This window comes from Lactonifactor longoviformis (genome assembly GCF_042848515.1).
Classification (GTDB): domain Bacteria; phylum Bacillota; class Clostridia; order Lachnospirales; family Lachnospiraceae; genus Lactonifactor; species Lactonifactor longoviformis.
In genome coordinates this window covers 3,300,223-3,317,557 of record NZ_AP031453.1, presented here as the reverse complement: position 1 = coordinate 3,317,557, position 17,335 = coordinate 3,300,223, and the positions used below count along the sequence as shown (strand labels likewise).

Below are 17,335 nucleotides of genomic sequence, written 5' to 3'. Positions count from 1 at the left end.
ATTCAGGAGAAGCTCTGTACGAATGATCTTGGGACAAACACACTCTGGGTTGAGAGGGTCTTTTCTTTATGATACTATGATATCAACAAGAAAAGTGCGGGGCATAGGAAAAGAAAGGGGATTTTATGGTATATGAAGAGATAAAAGATATGGTTGCAGCATTTGTAAGCACTTACCAAGAAAATAATTCTACTATGACCGGTTGGAGAACGCCCATAACAGGCATCGCAGACGCAGGGGATCCTTTGTTTCGGAAGCTGAAGGAAACTATCGGACCCAATCATGCACTTCCCTCGGATATACTGCCGGGTGCGAGGTCAGTTATAGCTTACTTTATACCTTTTTCAGCGGAAGTTATCAACAGCAATATCCCGGATGAGGAAAGTTCCAGAGAGTGGGACTACGCCAACATAGAAACCAATCAGCTTCTGCTGGATCTCAATCAGTTTCTCTGTACAAAGATGGAAGCTGCGGGATACCATGCATCTCTGCTTCCTCCCACGTATCATTATGATGAAGAGAAGCTTATCAGTGACTGGTCTCATAAAAGCGCTGCCTACATAGCTGGAATCGGCACATTTGGGATCCACCATGTACTTATCACTAAAAACGGCTGCTGCGGCAGGCTGGGCAGTGTCGTCACAGACCTGAGCCTTACTCCTACGAAGAGACCGGACAGAGAGTACTGTCTCTATAAACGAAATGGAAGCTGCGGCAGGTGTGTAGAGCGGTGTGTGAACCTTGCATTTGAAAGAGAGGGCAAGGATATAAGTTATGAAAGGAAAAAATGCAATGAGCAGATATACGGAAAGATCGTGCCGCAATATGCCATTGGGGCGGGAGATGCCTGCGGAAAGTGTATGTGCGGGGTTCCCTGTTCTGTGAAGGCCCCCGGTATATGAAAAAAAATATAAGCTTGATCAGAAGCAAAGGCAGTCTACAGACAGTAGTTAGAGCCTTTGCTTTTGTTTTTGTGTGAAATTATCTCGAAATTATCCTATAAAAGAAAATTATCATAAATTATCTTGACGGGATAAAAAGCTTGCTATATACTATAGATAAAGGGGGACAGATACAATGAATTGGCTAATGTCCTCAACTCGAAAATTTAATTGCGCATGAAGCGCAGGAGAAAGGATGGGTTCATATAATGAGCACAACAGTTAGATGTATTGGGGCCGGGAATATCGTAAAGGCGATTCTTTCAGGTGTGGAAAAAAGCGGTGTTTACAGAACGGACGAGATGGCTATCTTTGATATTTCGTCAGTCGTACGGGAAGAATTCAAAGAGAGAGGCTATACTGCTTTTGAGTCTATTGGGGAATTGGTAAAAGGTGCTCCTATTGTTTTGGTTGCTGTGACGCCTCAGGTGATTAGTTCTATTATACAAGAGGTGAAGGAGGCTTTGTCCTCTGAAACCGTGCTGCTTTCTGTTGTGGCGGGTATGAGCACGGAGTGGTATCGCGAGAGGTTGGGAGATAAGTGTAAGGTTGTAAGGTGCATGCCTACCCTGACAGCCCAGGCAGGTATGGGAGCTTTTGCGGTTTCTCGAGCACCTGCGGTATCGGATGGGGATTTTGAAGAGGTAAATCGTTTCCTGTCAAGCTGCGGTATCGTTGAGGAGATACCAGAGTCTCTTATGTGTGAAGTTGTTCCCATAAATGGTTCGGCTCCGGCTTATTTTTATCATATGGCCCGGGTAGCAGTAGAAGAGGCGGTACATATGGGTTTTGATGAAAAGACTGCGCTGCGGCTGTTCGCTCAGACGATGAAGGGCAGTGCTGAGATGCTCCTGAATTCAGGAATGAACGCAGAGACGCTGGAAAATAAGCTGCGCCTTCCGGGGGGGACGACTCTCGCTGCTCTTGATAAAATGGATGAATTTGGCTTTGATACCTGCCTGAAAGAGGGCATAAAGGCCTGTGTTGACCGCTGCAGAGAGCTGGGGCAGCTGTAAGTATCAAATAAAATGAAAAGGGAGAAAAACTTATGCAGAGATATCAGGTTTTATCACAAAATGAAATTGAACAGATCCATGAAAATACACTTCGCATTATGGAAAATATCGGAGTGGTTATGACGTATAGGCCTGCGAGAGATATTCTGGAAAAGGGCGGTGCTATACTTGATGGCGAACGAGTACGGTTTCCGCAAAAGATGGTTGAGAAGGAATTGAAAAATGTTCCGTCATCCTTCACTATGTATGCCCGTAATCCGAAATACAATGTGACACTTAACACGGAAGATTCTGTGTATGCCGGTCCAAACTGTCCTCCGTTTGTTACAGATATGGACAGAGGCAGACGCCCGGGAACGCTGGCAGATTTTATTGAAATTATTAAAATCTGCGATCGGCTGAAAAATGTTGATATCCAGAGCCAGATTCCCTGCGAACCGGGGGATGTTGAGGTGGCAAGGCGTCCCGATGTTATGCTTTATAATACATTAAAGTACAGTGAGAAGCCTTTTATGGGGAGCTCTCTGGGGTATGAAAATGCGAAAAGGGGTATTGAAATGGCCTCTCTTGCATTTGGCGGTATGGAAGCAATAAAAGAAAAGCCAATTATGGCCTCTATTCCCTGCACACTGACTCCCCTTGCCTATGATGACAGCATGTTGGGAGCTCTGATGGCTTATGCAGAGGCACGTCAGCCCCAATTGATTAATTCTCTTGCGATCGCAGGAATGACAGCTCCAACTACTCTGGCCGGCTTGGTTTCGGTTCAGAATGCAGAGGTTCTGGCGGGGATTGTCCTGGCTCAGCTTATTAGCCCGGGGACTCCTATTGTCTACTCGGGTGCCGGATCGAACGCGGAGATGTCCAGCGGGGTATTATCCATTGGTTCCCCGGAGCACGCCCTGGTTTCCCTGGTTGTGGGACAGCTGGCAAAATATTATCAGATTCCATGCAGAATCAGCGGTGCACTTTCTGATTCTAAATTGGTGGATGCACAGGCAGGTTATGAATCGGCAGTGACTCTTACGATGGGTCAGATGGCAGGCGGAAATTTTATTCTCCACGGTGTAGGAATTATAGAAGGCTATAACTGTACCTCTTTGGAAAAGTTGGTAATTGATAATGAGATTATTGGCTATATGAAACGAATCAATAAAGGGGTGGCTGTCAACGAAGAAACACTTGCATACGATGTGATAGAAGAGATCGGACCTAAAGGCACTTTTCTTGTACATGATCATACACTGGAAAACTTCCGGGATGAATTCTACATGCCGACAATCGGTGACCGGTGGGTGTATGATCAGTGGAAGAGCAGAGGCGGTCTTTCTGTTGAAGAGCGGGCCAATAAAAAATGGAAAGAAATATTGGAAAATTACGGAGAACCTACTCTGCCTAACGATATTGATGCAGAGCTGCAGAAGTTTATGGAAATATATTAGCAGGAGTATGTTTTTTGGCTAGGTATAATTTAGAGTAAGAATCTCCCGGAGGATTGTTCATACAGACCTCCGGGAGATTCTTTTCTCGTATTCTGCTGACATAAAGAGAAGAAAATCCGGACAAATCGAGAAAATTACTTATCATTCTCTCTGCCTTATGTTATACTTTATCATATGGTTAAGGTGGTATACCCGCCCATAGAACGGCGGCACTGTTAGAAATTATCTTAAGAATGAGGAAATAAATATGACAGATTTCAAATTATTGGGTAAAAAGTTAAAAAGCCTGCGTAAAGAAAAGATGCTGACGCTTCAGCAGTTATCGGAACGGTCGGGGATATCTACCGGATATATTAGTAAAATTGAGCGGGGGGCTGTAAATCCATCGGTAAAAAATATACAAAAATTGTGTTTTGTTCTGGATATCACAGCTAATGAATTAATGATTGATGAGACAGAGACAGAGAAAATAAGCAGTACTAACAAAGAAAAGAGCTATATTTTACGGAAAGAGGAGCGCCTTCCTATTTACGGGATTGTGAATGCTCTTGATTTTGAGTCGGTATTTGAGGATAGTCCGCATTTTAAAGTGAATGTCCTGACGCTGGTGAGCGGTATGCGGGAACAGTCTTATAATGTCCATAGCTACGACGAATTCGGAATAGTAGCCAAAGGGAAGCTGGGGCTGGAAATGGATGATGGGAACTATGAACTTTCAGAAGGAGACTGTATTATGATACGCGCAAATACAAAGCATACGATAACAAACCGTTCATCTGAAGAATGCATCAGCTACTGGATCGAAATCTCCAAATAAAGGACAACATATCCGGTAAAATAATTTTGCTGTTGCCGGGATGATTTCATAAGTTGGGAATATTTTGTTTATCTTAAATGATAATTTATCTTGTGTTTTTAGGCTGTATAGTCGAAACTGGGATAAATTATCATTTTTTTATAATAAAGTTTGTTTAAATATCACCTGAAAACTAGCGCATATCGGAATGAAACCCCTATAGACATAGTTTTTGTCATTAATAAGTATATTATATAAGAAATATTTCTTAAATGATAATTTTCCTCTTGTTAAAACATATGTAAAATGTTATAGTTATTATAACAATAAGTATTCGGCCGGAAACCGTTTCATTTAGGAATACATATGGGAGGTAACTATTGTGAAAGACAAAGTAAACATGAACCGTATTATGAGGCTCAAAAACAGGGTCTTAAATACTCGTCCGGAAATGGATCTTGAAAATGCACTGATTCTGACCCGGGGGTTCCGGGAGTCAGAGGGGGAACCCTTAGTAGTTCAAAAGGCATATGCCTTTCGAAAGCAGTGTCTGGAAAAGACAGTAAAAATATGGGATGATGAATTGATTGTGGGCAATTCAGGAAGCAAGCAGCGTGGTGGCCTGCTGTGCCCTGATACCTGCTGGTCTGTACTGGATGATGAGCTGGACACCATAAGCACTAGGAAATACGATCCTTTTTATCTGAGGGATGAGGATAGAGAGCATTTTGTGGATGAGATCCGCCCTTACTGGAAGGGAAGGTCTACCTACGAAAAATGGCTCTGTCAGATACCAGAAGATACCAGAATTCTTCGTGACTGCGGGGTCCTGTATATTAACCGCAAAGCTGTCCGCGGCTGGGGGGAGACAACTGCGGGATACGAAATGATTATAAAAGAGGGGATAGAAGGGATAAAAAGACGGATTGAAGAGACGAGAGCAGCTTTGGATATCACGAAACCGGGCCATTATGAAAAGATGGTATATCTCCGTGCTCTTTCTCTCAGTGCTGACGGGGTAATTCAGCTGGCAAGGCGTTATTCGGCAGAAGCATCAAGGATGGCAGAAAACGAGACCGTTAAGACGAGAAAAGAAGAATTACTGTCTATCGCGGAGATCTGCAGCAGAGTTCCTGAAAAACCTGCGGAGACATTCAGAGAGGCACTCCAATCCTTCTATATATATCACACCTGTATTTTCATGGAACAGAATGCGGCAAGCTATAATCCGGGAAGAATGGACCAATATCTCTATCCCTTTTACAAAGCAGATCTGGAAGCAGGGAGAATTACACCTCAGGAGGCTCAGGAACTGCTCGACTGCCTGTGGGTCAAGTTCAGTGAGCCATGCCTCTTTCAGGATGAAAAGACAGCCCAATACTCTGCAGGCTATCCTATGTTCCAGAATATCTGTGTAGGCGGTGTGGATGAAAATGGAATGGATGCTGTCAACGAACTCTCTTATATGATTCTCCAGGCTACCATGGACGTACAGCTTTATCAGCCGTCCTTGTCTGTGCGGTATCATATGGTACGCAATCCCAATGCATTTTTGAAAAAGGTGGCGGAATTGATAAAACTGGGTACGGGATTTCCGGCATTTCACTGTGATGAGGTTGGCATTCAGATGCTGATGAACAAGGGAATTCCTTTGAAGGAGGCATATAATTGGAATCCTTGCGGCTGTGTGGAAACCAATCTTGCAGGAAAGATGCATTGCTATACGTCATATGCGGACTACAATTTAGGTTCTGTTGTAGAATTTGCTCTGAATGATGGCCGCAGCAGAAAGTACGGCATTCCCGCCGGGGCAAGAACAGGGAATCCATGTGATTTTAAGTCGTTTGAAGATTTTTTTAAAGCGGTAAAAGAGCAGATTACTTACATCATACGGGCAATGGTTGCGGGAAACCATGTAAATGATGATATTTGTCTGGAACGAGTATGTCCTGCCCTGTCTTTGTCATTTGAGGATTGTATTACAAAAGCAAAAGACTATGCCTGGGGCGGGCCGAAATACAATGTAGGCAACGGTCTGGATGCCATTGGGGTAGCGGACCTGATTAACAGCGTCTATGCAGTGAAGTATCTTGTTTATGATAAAAGGATGCTAAGTATGGAGAAACTTTTGGAAGCTTTGGAGCATAATTTTACTGGCTTTGAGGAGATAGAAAAATTGTGCCTGGAATGTCCGAAATACGGAAATGACGATGAGGATGTAAATCAATTAACCGCTGAATTGTTTAGCTTTATTGCTGACTTAATTGAATCCTTTGACAGTAAGTACGGCCACATGACGGCAGGGATTCTTCCGGTATCAGGAAATACGCCTTTTGGCCTGGAGGTCGGTGCTCTTCCGTCAGGGAGAAAGGCATATGTTCCCCTGGCCGACGGGGTCAGCCCGAATGCGGGAACGGACATAGAGGGGATGGGAGCCGTAATGAAATCTGTTTCTTTTATTCCCCATGGAAGGTTCAGCCAGGGAACTCTACTGAATCTGAAGCTGGATCCTGCGTTTAATCAGAGTGAAAATTCTACCCAGTCCTTAATGGCTTTTCTGAAGAGTATGTGCTCGCTTGGAGTTTTCCATGTGCAGTTTAATGTGATTGATAGGGATATACTCATAGATGCACAAAAGAATCCTGAAAAACATAAAGGATTATTAATCCGGGTGGCCGGCTATACTGCCTACTTTGTGGAACTGGGAAAAGAGGTACAGGATGATATTATTTCGCGGACGGCACATGCCGGAGTGAATGTGTAAACATAGTAGAGAATAAATAGGAAAGGGTTATTTGTATGAGCAGAGAAGCTCAAATTCTGAGAATCGAGAAACTATCACCGAATGATGGAAAAGGTCTGCGGACAGTGGTGTTTTTTAAAGGATGTCCCCTCAGATGCAGGTGGTGTTCAACTCCGGAATCTCAGAAAATGGAACAGGAACTTTACTATCGGCAGGCTAAATGCCGAGGCTGCGGCAAATGCGTGAGCAGCTGCCCGCAGAAGGCTTTGTCTCTGGACGAAAGTGCAAACCGAATCAAGAGAGATGATAACAAGTGTACGAAGTGTCTTATTTGTGCAAAGGTCTGTCCGTCAAATGCGGCTGGTGTTTACGGCCAGGTTATGACTGTGGAACAGGTGATGAAAATCATTTTGCGGGATGAAGTATATTACTATCACTCCGGTGGTGGTGTCACCTTAAGTGGCGGAGATGTGCTTTGTCAGGCGGAATTTGCAAGGGACCTTTTATCTTTATGTAAAGATGCGGGAATTCATACTATGGCCGAACTGGATATGTATGGGGATTACAGTCGGATTGCAATGCTGCTGCCATACCTGGATGAGTTTTACGCTGATATTAAGATAATGGATGGTAAAATACATAAACAGTATACAGGTGTGGATAATCATTTGATTTTAGAAAATATAAAGAAGGCATCCAAATTCAGCAGGCCGGGTGCGCTTCATATCCGTGTTCCGCTGATATGGAATATAAATGATAATCCAGAGAATATATCAGAGACAGCAGAATACTGCAAAGCGCTTGCTTCCTGTGAAGAACTGGAATTCCTGCCGTACCACCGCCTTGGAGAGTCTACCTATGAATATCTCGGGCGGGGATATACAATGAGCGATTTGAAGCCCATGACTTTTGAGGAGGCTTATGAAAAAGTTGCTTTTCTGAAGAATTTCAATATTCCTTTTCCTGTCAAAGTATCCGGCAGAATTCTGAATTAGTCAGCCGGTATGGTTTACAAAAGGGGACAGACTGCCCTATTACTAATTGTACCGTCAATCGGACGGTGGAACGGAGAAGCTTATGAGAAAAATGGGTTTTAAAAAGTTAATGATTTTTATTATATTGAGTGCAACCGTTGCGCTCGCTTATCAGATTCCATATCTTCGGTTTACATTTTATGATCAGATGACTGCTGCGCTAAATCTCACAGATACACAGATGGGACTGATGGCTACGGCGGTATCTCTGACCAGTACTCTCTGTTATCCTATTGGAGGCATCTTTGCTGAGAAGTTTTCCTGCAGAAATCTGATCATTATTTCATTAGCCGGTCTGGCTGCCTGTACGGTTGTGTATTCTATGACAACTAATTTTGTAGTTTTAATGATCGTACACATTTTGTACGGATTTTTTGGTATTGCCACTTTGTGGTCTGCCTACCTGACAGGGATACGTTCTCTTGGGGATGAAGAGAGCCAGAGTACTCTTTTTGGAAGCAGCGAGGCTACCCGGGGAATTATTCAGGCTGTGGGAGGCTTTCTCTTTCTGGGCATTATGGGTGCGGCAGCGTCTGCTGCTTCCGGTTTCCGCTTTGTTCTCCTTGCGGGGATGGTTATCTGTGTACTCTTTCTCATTCTGGCCTTTATCTTTCTTCCAAAGGGGGAACTGAACGGGGAGGACATCGTGAATGATAGTGAAACATCATATACTATGCTGGATGCTCTCAAGTGCAAGGGGGTGTGGATTACTATTGGTCTGGTAGCCTGCGCATTCGTATCCTGGACTTTGGGTAATGGATATCTGACCACCTATACGGTACGCGTTCTTGGAGTTGCTGAGTCCACGGCTTCCACACTTGGTATTATTAGAAGCTATATTATTGTATTTCTGGCCGGATTTATCGGCGGCTGGCTGCTGGATAAGTTTACCTTCAAGGGAAAAGGCTTTTTTGTATTATTTACGGCAGTGATAGCAGCTACTGCAGCAATGATGCTTACAAGCAAAGTAGTGCCCGTATGTATTGTTATCACAATGATCCTTGCATTTATTGCAAATATAATGAAATCCACCTATTGGAGTACTATGGGTCAGGCGGGCATCCCAATGAAGATGACGGCGGTTGCCACAGGAGTCGTTTCATTTATTGCTTTTATACCTGATTTTATTGTTCCTACAGTTGCCGGTGTATGGCTGGATGAGGCAACTAAGGCGGGCAATGTGGCAGCAGGCTTCCATAAAATCTTTATTCTTTTGTTTGTGTTCTCGGCTGCTGGTCTGGTAATATCAGTAATCTTAACAAAACAGGCAAAGTCAATAAAAGGACAGGAATAATATCATTCCAGGAAACGGGCTGCCAGTCAAATAAAATGAAGAGGAAGGATGCTGTGCCTTCCTCTTCATTTTATTGGTCTCTTGCCTACAGCCTTTTCAGATACATTTTCTCAGCCAGATTAATGAGAGAGTATAAAATCATTGCCATAATGCATAACAGTACGATTGACATGATAACCCAGTCCAGCTTAAATACCTGGCTGCCATAGATGATCAGATAACCAAGCCCCTCTTTAGAGCCGATAAATTCACCGATTACCACACCTACCAGGCAAAGGCCGATATTAACTTTCATAACCCCGAGAATTACAGGTACGGAAGCCGGAAGTACAACCTTCAGCAGAGTATCTTTTTTCTTTCCTCCCAGAGTATAGATAAGTTTTATCTTATCCGGATCTACCTCCTTGAAGCCGATGTAGAGGTTTATGATAGCTCCGAAAATTGCCACGGACATGCCCGCAACAATGATTGTGGTAGTGTTTGCCCCAAGCCATACGATAAGAAGAGGAGCCAGCGCAGATTTTGGGAGGCTGTTTAAAACTACCAGATATGGTTCAAGGATGGCCGATACCTTGGGGGAGGACCACAGAAGTACGGCGATGCCCACACCGAAGACTGTGACGAAGAAAAAACTGGCCAGTGTCTCCCACAGAGTAACTCCCATGTGAATAAACAGGGAGTGGTTCTGTGCCATGGAAATCATGGTTTTTATAACCCTGCTGGGACTGCTGAATACAAAGGAGTCTATCCATGTAAGACGCGTGCTGATTTCCCACAGTGCTACAAAGATAACAAAGATTGCTGCCCGTGCCAGCTGCACCAGCTGACGGGAGCGCTTCAGGTTTTTCAGGTATTGTCTCTGCCCCGTAGACATTTTAACCACTTCTTTACTCACCGTGATTCAGCTCCCGCCAGATAAGATTAAAATACGTTTTGAAATTAGGGGCATTTCTGGAACCCATGGGGGTTCTTTCTTCCTGGTCAATTTCCAATTCTATAGGAACCGTCTTCTGAACAGTTGCGGGGCGTTTGGTCAGAACGATAACGCGGTCGGCCATGCTGATGGCTTCCGAGATGTCGTGGGTTACTAATACGGCGGTCTTAGATTCATGTTTTATAATCTTGCCAATATCGTCGCTTACATTAAGGCGTGTCTGATAATCCAAAGCAGAAAAAGGTTCATCCAATAAAAGAAGGTCAGGTTCCAATGCCAGAGTGCGGATAAGGGCTGCTCTCTGACGCATTCCACCTGACAGCTGCGAAGGCTTGGAGTTTTTAAAGGTGTCAAGTCCGTATGTCTGCAAAAGGGAATCAATCTGCTCTCTCTTTTGAGGGGTATCTTTCTTCTGAATCTCTAATCCTAACAGTACGTTGCTGTATATGGTTCTCCACTCAAACAGGTGATCTTTCTGCAGCATATAGCCGATATTCATCTGATTCTCACTTAATTTCTTTCCATTCATCAGGATCTCTCCCTCTTCAGGGGTGAGAAGGCCTGAGATCAGGTTCAGGAGCGTGGATTTGCCGCAGCCGCTGGGGCCTACTATGGCGACAAATTCACCTGGCTGAACCTGAAAAGATATATGGGATAGTGCTAAAGTCTCTCCATCTTCGCTGTGATAAGAAAGACTGATATCTTTTAATTCTAACAAAGGTGTTTGCATAGGCGTCCTCCATGATGTGTATATAGTATCATATGAAATTGAAAGAAAAGAGTGCTGATGCTATAATGAAAAAGAGGTGAAACCACACATGAACAGAAATTATCAAAAGGAAATGGAAAAAATCATCGAAAGGCTGGAAAAAGAGCGTTCTGTACCGCGTCTGCTTCTGCACAGCTGCTGTGCACCCTGCAGCAGCTATGTACTGGAGTATTTGTCCCGCTATTTTAAGATTACAGTCCTGTATTATAATCCGAACATTTATCCCAGGGAGGAGTTTCTGAAAAGGAGAAAGGAGCAGGAAGAGTTTATCCGCCTCCTGCCTGCGGCACATCCCATAGAGTTTCTGGGAAGCGAATACAGGGAACAGGAATTCTATGATGCAGTAAAAGGATATGAACAGATCCCGGAAGGAGGAGAGCGGTGCTTCCGCTGTTATGCCCTGCGTTTGGAGGAAGCAGCCAGGGAGGCGAAAAAAGGGGGATATGATTTCTTTACTACTACGTTGAGTATCAGCCCTCTGAAAAATGCCGGGAAGCTAAACGAAATTGGAGAGGCGCTGGCAGAGAAATATGGGACCGCTTATCTTTCCTCGGATTTCAAGAAGAAAAATGGCTATAAACGTTCCACAGAACTTTCCAGGGAATATGGAATCTACCGGCAGGATTACTGCGGCTGCGCATTCTCTAAAAAAGAGCGGGAGACGGCCAAAAGAGAGCAGATAAGCCGACAAAATTCTTGCAATGCCTTGGGCTAGATGATACACTAATACACGATTATAAGCGGACAGCGAAGATAAAATGAAGAAAGAAATGAGGATAAAAAGATGGCACAGTTATGGGGCGGCCGTTTCACAAAGGAAACGGACCAGTTAGTTTATAATTTTAATGCATCCATTGGGTTTGATCAGAAATTTTACAGACAGGATATTGCGGGAAGCATGGCACATGTTAAGATGCTTGCAAAGCAGGGAATTCTCACAGAGGAAGAAAAGACGCAGATTCTGGACGGACTGGAGGGGATTCTAAGGGATGTGGAAAACAAAACCCTGGAGATCACAAGTGAATATGAAGATATTCACAGTTTTGTGGAGGCAACTCTTATCGGACGCATCGGGGAACCTGGAAAAAAGCTTCATACAGGAAGAAGCAGGAATGACCAGGTGGCTCTGGATATGAAGCTCTATACCAGAGATGAGGTAAAAGAGATGGATGGACTGGTTAAGGAACTTCTTTGGACGCTTCTCCATATCATGGAGGAGAATACAGATACCTTTATGCCGGGATTTACCCATCTGCAGAAAGCCCAGCCGATCACCCTGGCACATCACATGGGTGCTTATTTTGAGATGTTTAAAAGAGACAGAGGGCGTCTTCAGGATATCCTGGAGAGAATGAATTACTGTCCTCTGGGTTCCGGAGCGCTTGCCGGAACTACCTACCCTCTGGATCGGGAGTATACGGCTGAGCTTCTGGACTTTGCGGGACCTACCTTAAACAGTATGGACTCTGTGTCGGACAGAGACTATCTGATCGAGTTTTTGTCTGCAATGTCCACAATTATGATGCATCTGAGCCGTTTTTCTGAAGAAATAATTATCTGGAATTCCAACGAATACCAATTTGTAGAAATCGATGATGCCTACAGCACAGGCAGCAGTATTATGCCCCAAAAGAAGAACCCGGACATTGCTGAACTGGTGCGGGGGAAAACCGGAAGAGTCTATGGAGCCCTGATGTCTCTTCTCACAACTATGAAAGGAATCCCTCTGGCTTACAATAAGGATATGCAGGAGGACAAGGAGCTGACCTTTGATGCCATTGATACGGTAAAGGGTTGCCTTGCTCTGTTTAACGGCATGCTCGCTGCCATGCAGTTTAAGAAAGAGAATATGGAGTCCAGCGCCCGGAATGGATTTACCAATGCAACAGATGCCGCAGATTATCTGGTGAATCACGGGGTTGCATTCCGGGATGCCCATGGAATTGTAGGGCAGCTGGTTCTGTACTGCATTGAAAAGGGAATCTCTCTGGACGATATGTCCCTGGAAGAATACAGAAAGATTAGCCCAGCCTTCCAGGAAGATATTTATGATGCCATCAGCATGAAAACCTGCGTGGAAAAGAGAATGACTATAGGTGCGCCAGGGGAAGAGGCTATGAAACAGGTGATAGAGATCAACAGAAAATATCTGGAAAAAAATTAAAAAAAGTGTTGATTTTTCCCTGCATATAGTATAGTATTGTTTAGGAAAGACAAATGTACGCGGTGCAAAAACAAACAGACGATGTAGCCGTGTTTTTGTACCATACATAGAAATAATATCGAGGAGAGAAGTATTATGAGCGATAAGTTGAGAGTTGGTATCTTAGGAGCGACAGGTATGGTGGGACAGAGATTCATCTCCCTGTTGGAGGAACATCCCTGGTTTGAAGTAGTAACAGTAGCGGCCAGCGCAAGAAGCGCGGGCAAAACCTATGAAGAAGCAGTGGGGGGACGCTGGAAAATGGATACCCCTATGCCGGAAGCGGTTAAGAAGCTGGTGGTTATGAATGTGAATGAGGTAGAGAAAGTGGCAGCCAGCGTTGATTTTGTTTTCTCCGCAGTGGATATGTCAAAAGATGAGATTAAGGCTATCGAGGAGGCATACGCAAAGACGGAGACACCGGTAGTATCCAACAACAGCGCTCACAGATGGACCCCTGATGTGCCAATGGTAGTGCCTGAGATCAATCCGGAACACTTTGAAGTGATCGAATTTCAGAAGAAGCGTCTGGGAACCCAGAAGGGGTTTGTGGCTGTAAAGCCAAACTGCTCCATTCAGAGCTATGCGCCGGTTCTTACTGCCTGGAAGGAATTTGAACCGGTTGAAGTAGTCGCCACTACTTATCAGGCAATCTCCGGTGCCGGAAAAACCTTTAAAGACTGGCCGGAGATGGTAGAGAACATTATCCCTTATATTGGGGGAGAAGAAGAAAAGAGTGAGCAGGAGCCTCTGCGGCTTTGGGGCAAGGTAGAGGATGGAGTAATTAAGAAGGCCGCTCTTCCGGTAATTACCTGCCAGTGCATCCGTGTGCCAGTGTTAAATGGCCATACAGCTGCTGTCTTTGTTAAGTTTAATAAAAAACCTTCAAAGGAAGAGCTGATCGATCGTCTGGTGAATTTTAAAGGTGTACCTCAGGAATTGGATCTGCCAAGCGCTCCAAAACAGTTTATTCAGTATCTGGAAGAGGATAATCGTCCCCAGGTGAAGGCAGATGTTGACTATGAAAAAGGAATGGGTGTATCTGTTGGACGTCTGAGAGAAGACACGGTATACGATTTTAAATTTGTGGGATTATCCCATAATACAGTCAGAGGGGCCGCAGGAGGAGCTGTTCTGTGTGCGGAAACTCTGAAAGCAAAAGGATATATCACAGCAAAATAAAAACAGTAAGCAGCAGCCGGCAGGCGAAGCGCGCGTCAGCAGCGTGTTTCCCTGCCGGTTTTGTCTTCTTGTGTTATTCATCTTAGGATGGTATAATAAGCTGGATCAAAAATTGCTGATGAAAATATGCCAAAGGAATAATTGCAGAATGTCAAAATCACTCTATATAGCAGAGAAACCCAGTGTAGCCCAGGAATTCGCCAAGGCACTGAAGGAGAATTTTAGAAGGGGCGACGGGTATCTGGAATCGGAACACGCTGTTGTGACCTGGTGCGTAGGGCACCTGATCACCATGAGTTACCCGGAAAAATATGACGCGAAGCTGAAAAGGTGGAGTTTAGAGACCCTGCCTTTTTTGCCGGAGGAATTCAAATATGAAATCATCCCTTCCGTAAGGAAACAATTTGATATAGTCAGCGGACTATTAAAGCGGGAGGACGTAGCCACCATCTATGTATGCACAGACTCCGGGCGTGAGGGTGAGTATATCTACCGTCTGGTGGAAATGATGTCCGGGGTGAAGGGAAAGGAACGCAAAAGAGTCTGGATTGACTCTCAGACAGAGGATGAAATAGTAAGGGGAATCCGTGAGGCCAGGGATTTGTCTGAATACGACAATCTATCTGCTTCTGCCTACCTCAGAGCCAAGGAGGATTACCTGATGGGGATCAATTTCTCCAGGCTTCTCTCCCTGAAGTACGGAAATGTGGTATCTGGTTATCTTCATACGAAATATACGGCAATCTCCGTGGGACGGGTGATGACCTGCGTACTGGGGATGGTGGTCCGCAGAGAGAGGGAGATCCGGGACTTTGTAAAAACCCCTTTTTACCGGGTCCTGGGAAAACTGAACCTTAACGGCAAGCCCTTTGACGGGGAATGGAGGGCGGCAGAGGGAAGCCGGTATTTTCAGTCCCCCCTTTTATATAAGGAAAACGGATTTAAGGAAAAGAAACATGCCCGGGAGCTTGCTGATATACTTTCCGCTCATCCGCCCCTGCAGGCAGTCATAGAAAAGATTGAAAAAAAGAAGGAAAATAAAAATCCGCCTCTGCTGTTTAATCTGGCTGAGCTTCAGAATGAATGCGCCAGACTTTTTAAAATCAGTCCGGATGAAACCCTTCAGGTGGTGCAGGAACTGTATGAAAAAAAGCTGGTTACGTATCCCAGAACAGATGCCAGAGTGCTCTCCTCAGCTGTGGCAAAAGAAATTCATAAAAATATTGGAGGCCTGCGTAATTATATACATGGGCAGTCTTTTGCTGCTGAGATACTTGAAAAAGGAAGTTACAAAAATATAGCTAAGACAAGGTACGTAAATGATAAGCAGATAACGGATCACTATGCTATAATTCCTACCGGACAAGGGCTTGCCGCCATAAACCGGCTTCCGGAAAAATCCCAAAAGGTATATGAGACCATCGTAAGGCGTTTCCTGAGTATTTTTTATCCTCCCGCAGTGTACCAGAAGGTGAACCTGGTGACGCTTGTGGAAAAGGAGCGGCTGTTTTCCAGCTTTAAGGTCCTGATCGCAGAGGGATATCTGAAAGTGACGGGGAATTCCTTTGACAGGAAAAAAGAAGACTCAGGTGAAAAAGGGGAGGAGACTTCCTGCGATGCAGCCTTCTTAGAAGCGCTTCAGAGTCTGAAGAAGCAGGGAGTAATTCCGGTGGACGGCTTTGAGATTAAGGAGGGGGAAACCTCGCCCCCCAAGCGTTATACCTCTGGTTCTATGATTCTTGCCATGGAGAATGCAGGTCAGCTCATAGAGGATGAGGAACTGAGGGCTCAGATCAAGGGCAGCGGGATCGGAACCAGTGCTACCAGAGCAGAGATACTGAAGAAATTAGTGACCATAAAATACCTTGGACTGAATAAGAAGACGCAGGTAATTACTCCCACACTTCTGGGAGAGATGATATTTGATGTGGTGAATGCGTCCATCCGTTCCCTGCTGAATCCGGACTTAACCGCAAGCTGGGAAAAGGGGCTGACCTATGTGGCAGAAGGGGATATTACCTCGGAAGAATACATGGTGAAGCTGGAGAACTTCATCAAAAGCAGAACTTACGGGGTTCTGAAGCTGAACAACCAGTATGTACTCCGCCAGTATTTTGATAAGGCGGCACAGAATTACAAGACATCACCCGGCCGGTCATCGGCAAATAAAAAGAAAGAAGGGAAAACAAATGGAGCAGTTAACAATTAAAGAGTTATACCAGGATTTGAACCAGACATTGGCAAAGGATCTGCTGGAGAAGTATACTTACCCCTGGGAGGTGCTTCCCCATATCAGCGAATTTATAGTGTCGCTGGGCAATTCTTTGGATGAGAAGGAGTACGAGAAAAAAGGAGAAAATATTTGGATTGCAAGGAGTGCTAAAGTAGCTCCCACAGCATATATCAACGGCCCGGCCATCATCGGAAAGGATGCAGAGGTCCGTCACTGCGCATTTATCAGAGGAAATGCTCTGGTAGGTGAGGGGGCTGTGGTTGGAAACTCTACAGAGCTTAAGAATGTTATCTTATTTAATAAAGTACAGGTTCCCCATTATAATTATGTAGGGGATTCGATCCTGGGCTTTAAGTCTCATATGGGGGCTGGATCCATCACTTCAAATGTGAAATCAGACAAAAAGCTTGTGATTGTAAAGGCAGCAAACAGAAAGATTGAAACTGGCTTAAAAAAATTCGGAGCTATGCTCGGAGATGAAGTGGAAGTGGGCTGCGGATCTGTGCTGAATCCTGGAACCGTTGTGGGTTCACATACCAATATCTATCCTCTGTCATCAGTAAGAGGTGTGGTTCCCTCCAACAGTATTTACAAAAATAAAACTGAGATTGCAGAAAAGGCAGATGATTAGAGAATTGAGAAATCCGGCAAGACTGGTTGACAATTGGGCACATTTTTGCTAGACTAATCGCATATTGAGAAAACGAAGGCGTTTTGGTAGACTACCAGAGCGCCTTTTTGCTGTCTG

Annotated in this window: 14 protein-coding genes; 12 read left to right on the top strand and 2 right to left on the bottom strand. The window is 44.6% G+C overall.

What is annotated here, in order from left to right; translation table 11 throughout:
* Window positions 1-125 precede the first annotated feature (125 nt).
* From ACGHCT_RS15170 to ACGHCT_RS15140, 7 genes are all read left to right on the top strand, one after another.
* The gene (locus ACGHCT_RS15170) at window positions 126-902 is read left to right on the top strand and encodes an epoxyqueuosine reductase (RefSeq protein ID WP_390436641.1); all 777 of its coding nucleotides are present in this window, start codon (window positions 126-128) and stop codon (window positions 900-902) included.
* Between the two features lie 248 nt (window positions 903-1,150).
* Window positions 1,151-1,957 (top strand): pyrroline-5-carboxylate reductase family protein, encoded by an 807-nt coding sequence (locus ACGHCT_RS15165; RefSeq protein WP_390436639.1) that lies wholly within the window; start codon window positions 1,151-1,153, stop codon window positions 1,955-1,957.
* Between the two features lie 32 nt (window positions 1,958-1,989).
* Window positions 1,990-3,399: a trimethylamine methyltransferase family protein gene (locus ACGHCT_RS15160; protein ID WP_072853054.1), complete on the top strand. Its 1,410-nt coding sequence runs from the start codon at window positions 1,990-1,992 to the stop codon at window positions 3,397-3,399.
* Window positions 3,400-3,646: 247 nt separating this feature from the next.
* On the top strand, window positions 3,647-4,216 hold the full coding sequence (locus ACGHCT_RS15155) for a helix-turn-helix domain-containing protein (protein ID WP_072853052.1): 570 nt from the start codon (window positions 3,647-3,649) through the stop codon (window positions 4,214-4,216).
* Window positions 4,217-4,577: 361 nt separating this feature from the next.
* Window positions 4,578-6,959 carry a glycyl radical protein gene (locus ACGHCT_RS15150; RefSeq protein ID WP_390436638.1) on the top strand — a complete coding sequence of 794 codons (2,382 nt, stop codon included), beginning with the start codon at window positions 4,578-4,580 and terminating at the stop codon, window positions 6,957-6,959.
* Between the two features lie 35 nt (window positions 6,960-6,994).
* The gene (locus ACGHCT_RS15145; RefSeq protein WP_390436636.1) at window positions 6,995-7,933 is read left to right on the top strand and encodes a glycyl-radical enzyme activating protein; all 939 of its coding nucleotides are present in this window, start codon (window positions 6,995-6,997) and stop codon (window positions 7,931-7,933) included.
* 82 nt (window positions 7,934-8,015) lie between these two features.
* Window positions 8,016-9,266 carry an MFS transporter gene (locus ACGHCT_RS15140; protein ID WP_072853048.1) on the top strand — a complete coding sequence of 417 codons (1,251 nt, stop codon included), beginning with the start codon at window positions 8,016-8,018 and terminating at the stop codon, window positions 9,264-9,266.
* A gap of 85 nt (window positions 9,267-9,351) precedes the next feature.
* Here the strand turns inward: ACGHCT_RS15140 and ACGHCT_RS15135 are convergent, their stop codons facing one another.
* Together ACGHCT_RS15135 and ACGHCT_RS15130 are read right to left on the bottom strand one after the other, a co-directional pair.
* The gene (locus ACGHCT_RS15135; RefSeq protein ID WP_390440193.1) at window positions 9,352-10,140 is read right to left on the bottom strand and encodes an ABC transporter permease; all 789 of its coding nucleotides are present in this window, start codon (window positions 10,138-10,140) and stop codon (window positions 9,352-9,354) included.
* Window positions 10,141-10,153: 13 nt separating this feature from the next.
* Window positions 10,154-10,930 (bottom strand): ABC transporter ATP-binding protein, encoded by a 777-nt coding sequence (locus tag ACGHCT_RS15130; RefSeq protein WP_072853045.1) that lies wholly within the window; start codon window positions 10,928-10,930, stop codon window positions 10,154-10,156.
* An 88-nt stretch (window positions 10,931-11,018) separates the two neighbouring features.
* Here ACGHCT_RS15130 and ACGHCT_RS15125 point away from each other — a divergent pair, with 88 nt between their 5' ends.
* The 5 genes from ACGHCT_RS15125 (at window position 11,019) to ACGHCT_RS15105 (ending at window position 17,218) form a co-directional block, all read left to right on the top strand.
* Window positions 11,019-11,684 (top strand): epoxyqueuosine reductase QueH, encoded by a 666-nt coding sequence (locus tag ACGHCT_RS15125; RefSeq protein WP_390436634.1) that lies wholly within the window; start codon window positions 11,019-11,021, stop codon window positions 11,682-11,684.
* Window positions 11,685-11,753: 69 nt separating this feature from the next.
* Window positions 11,754-13,133 (top strand): argininosuccinate lyase, encoded by a 1,380-nt coding sequence (argH, locus tag ACGHCT_RS15120; RefSeq protein ID WP_072853041.1) that lies wholly within the window; start codon window positions 11,754-11,756, stop codon window positions 13,131-13,133.
* A 135-nt stretch (window positions 13,134-13,268) separates the two neighbouring features.
* On the top strand, window positions 13,269-14,354 hold the full coding sequence (gene asd, locus ACGHCT_RS15115; protein WP_072853038.1) for an aspartate-semialdehyde dehydrogenase: 1,086 nt from the start codon (window positions 13,269-13,271) through the stop codon (window positions 14,352-14,354).
* A 148-nt stretch (window positions 14,355-14,502) separates the two neighbouring features.
* Window positions 14,503-16,563 (top strand): DNA topoisomerase, encoded by a 2,061-nt coding sequence (locus ACGHCT_RS15110; protein WP_072853036.1) that lies wholly within the window; start codon window positions 14,503-14,505, stop codon window positions 16,561-16,563.
* Window positions 16,544-17,218, top strand: a complete 675-nt coding sequence (locus tag ACGHCT_RS15105) for a UDP-N-acetylglucosamine pyrophosphorylase (protein WP_390436632.1) — start codon at window positions 16,544-16,546, stop codon at window positions 17,216-17,218. The genes ACGHCT_RS15110 and ACGHCT_RS15105 overlap by 20 nt, the downstream gene beginning before the upstream one ends.
* Window positions 17,219-17,335 lie beyond the last annotated feature (117 nt).

What these genes read in the sequence shown, in the direction of transcription:
- asd (WP_072853038.1), top strand. Translation starts at nt 13,269, where the DNA reads ATGAGCGATAAGTTGAGAGTTGGTATCTTAGGAGCGACAGGTATGGTG.
- ACGHCT_RS15170 (WP_390436641.1), top strand. Translation starts at nt 126, where the DNA reads ATGGTATATGAAGAGATAAAAGATATGGTTGCAGCATTTGTAAGCACT.
- ACGHCT_RS15130 (WP_072853045.1), bottom strand. Translation starts at nt 10,930, where the DNA reads ATGCAAACACCTTTGTTAGAATTAAAAGATATCAGTCTTTCTTATCAC.
- ACGHCT_RS15165 (WP_390436639.1), top strand. Translation starts at nt 1,151, where the DNA reads ATGAGCACAACAGTTAGATGTATTGGGGCCGGGAATATCGTAAAGGCG.
- ACGHCT_RS15160 (WP_072853054.1), top strand. Translation starts at nt 1,990, where the DNA reads ATGCAGAGATATCAGGTTTTATCACAAAATGAAATTGAACAGATCCAT.
- argH (WP_072853041.1), top strand. Translation starts at nt 11,754, where the DNA reads ATGGCACAGTTATGGGGCGGCCGTTTCACAAAGGAAACGGACCAGTTA.
- ACGHCT_RS15145 (WP_390436636.1), top strand. Translation starts at nt 6,995, where the DNA reads ATGAGCAGAGAAGCTCAAATTCTGAGAATCGAGAAACTATCACCGAAT.
- ACGHCT_RS15140 (WP_072853048.1), top strand. Translation starts at nt 8,016, where the DNA reads ATGAGAAAAATGGGTTTTAAAAAGTTAATGATTTTTATTATATTGAGT.
- ACGHCT_RS15105 (WP_390436632.1), top strand. Translation starts at nt 16,544, where the DNA reads ATGGAGCAGTTAACAATTAAAGAGTTATACCAGGATTTGAACCAGACA.
- ACGHCT_RS15110 (WP_072853036.1), top strand. Translation starts at nt 14,503, where the DNA reads ATGTCAAAATCACTCTATATAGCAGAGAAACCCAGTGTAGCCCAGGAA.
- ACGHCT_RS15125 (WP_390436634.1), top strand. Translation starts at nt 11,019, where the DNA reads ATGAACAGAAATTATCAAAAGGAAATGGAAAAAATCATCGAAAGGCTG.
- ACGHCT_RS15155 (WP_072853052.1), top strand. Translation starts at nt 3,647, where the DNA reads ATGACAGATTTCAAATTATTGGGTAAAAAGTTAAAAAGCCTGCGTAAA.
- ACGHCT_RS15135 (WP_390440193.1), bottom strand. Translation starts at nt 10,140, where the DNA reads ATGTCTACGGGGCAGAGACAATACCTGAAAAACCTGAAGCGCTCCCGT.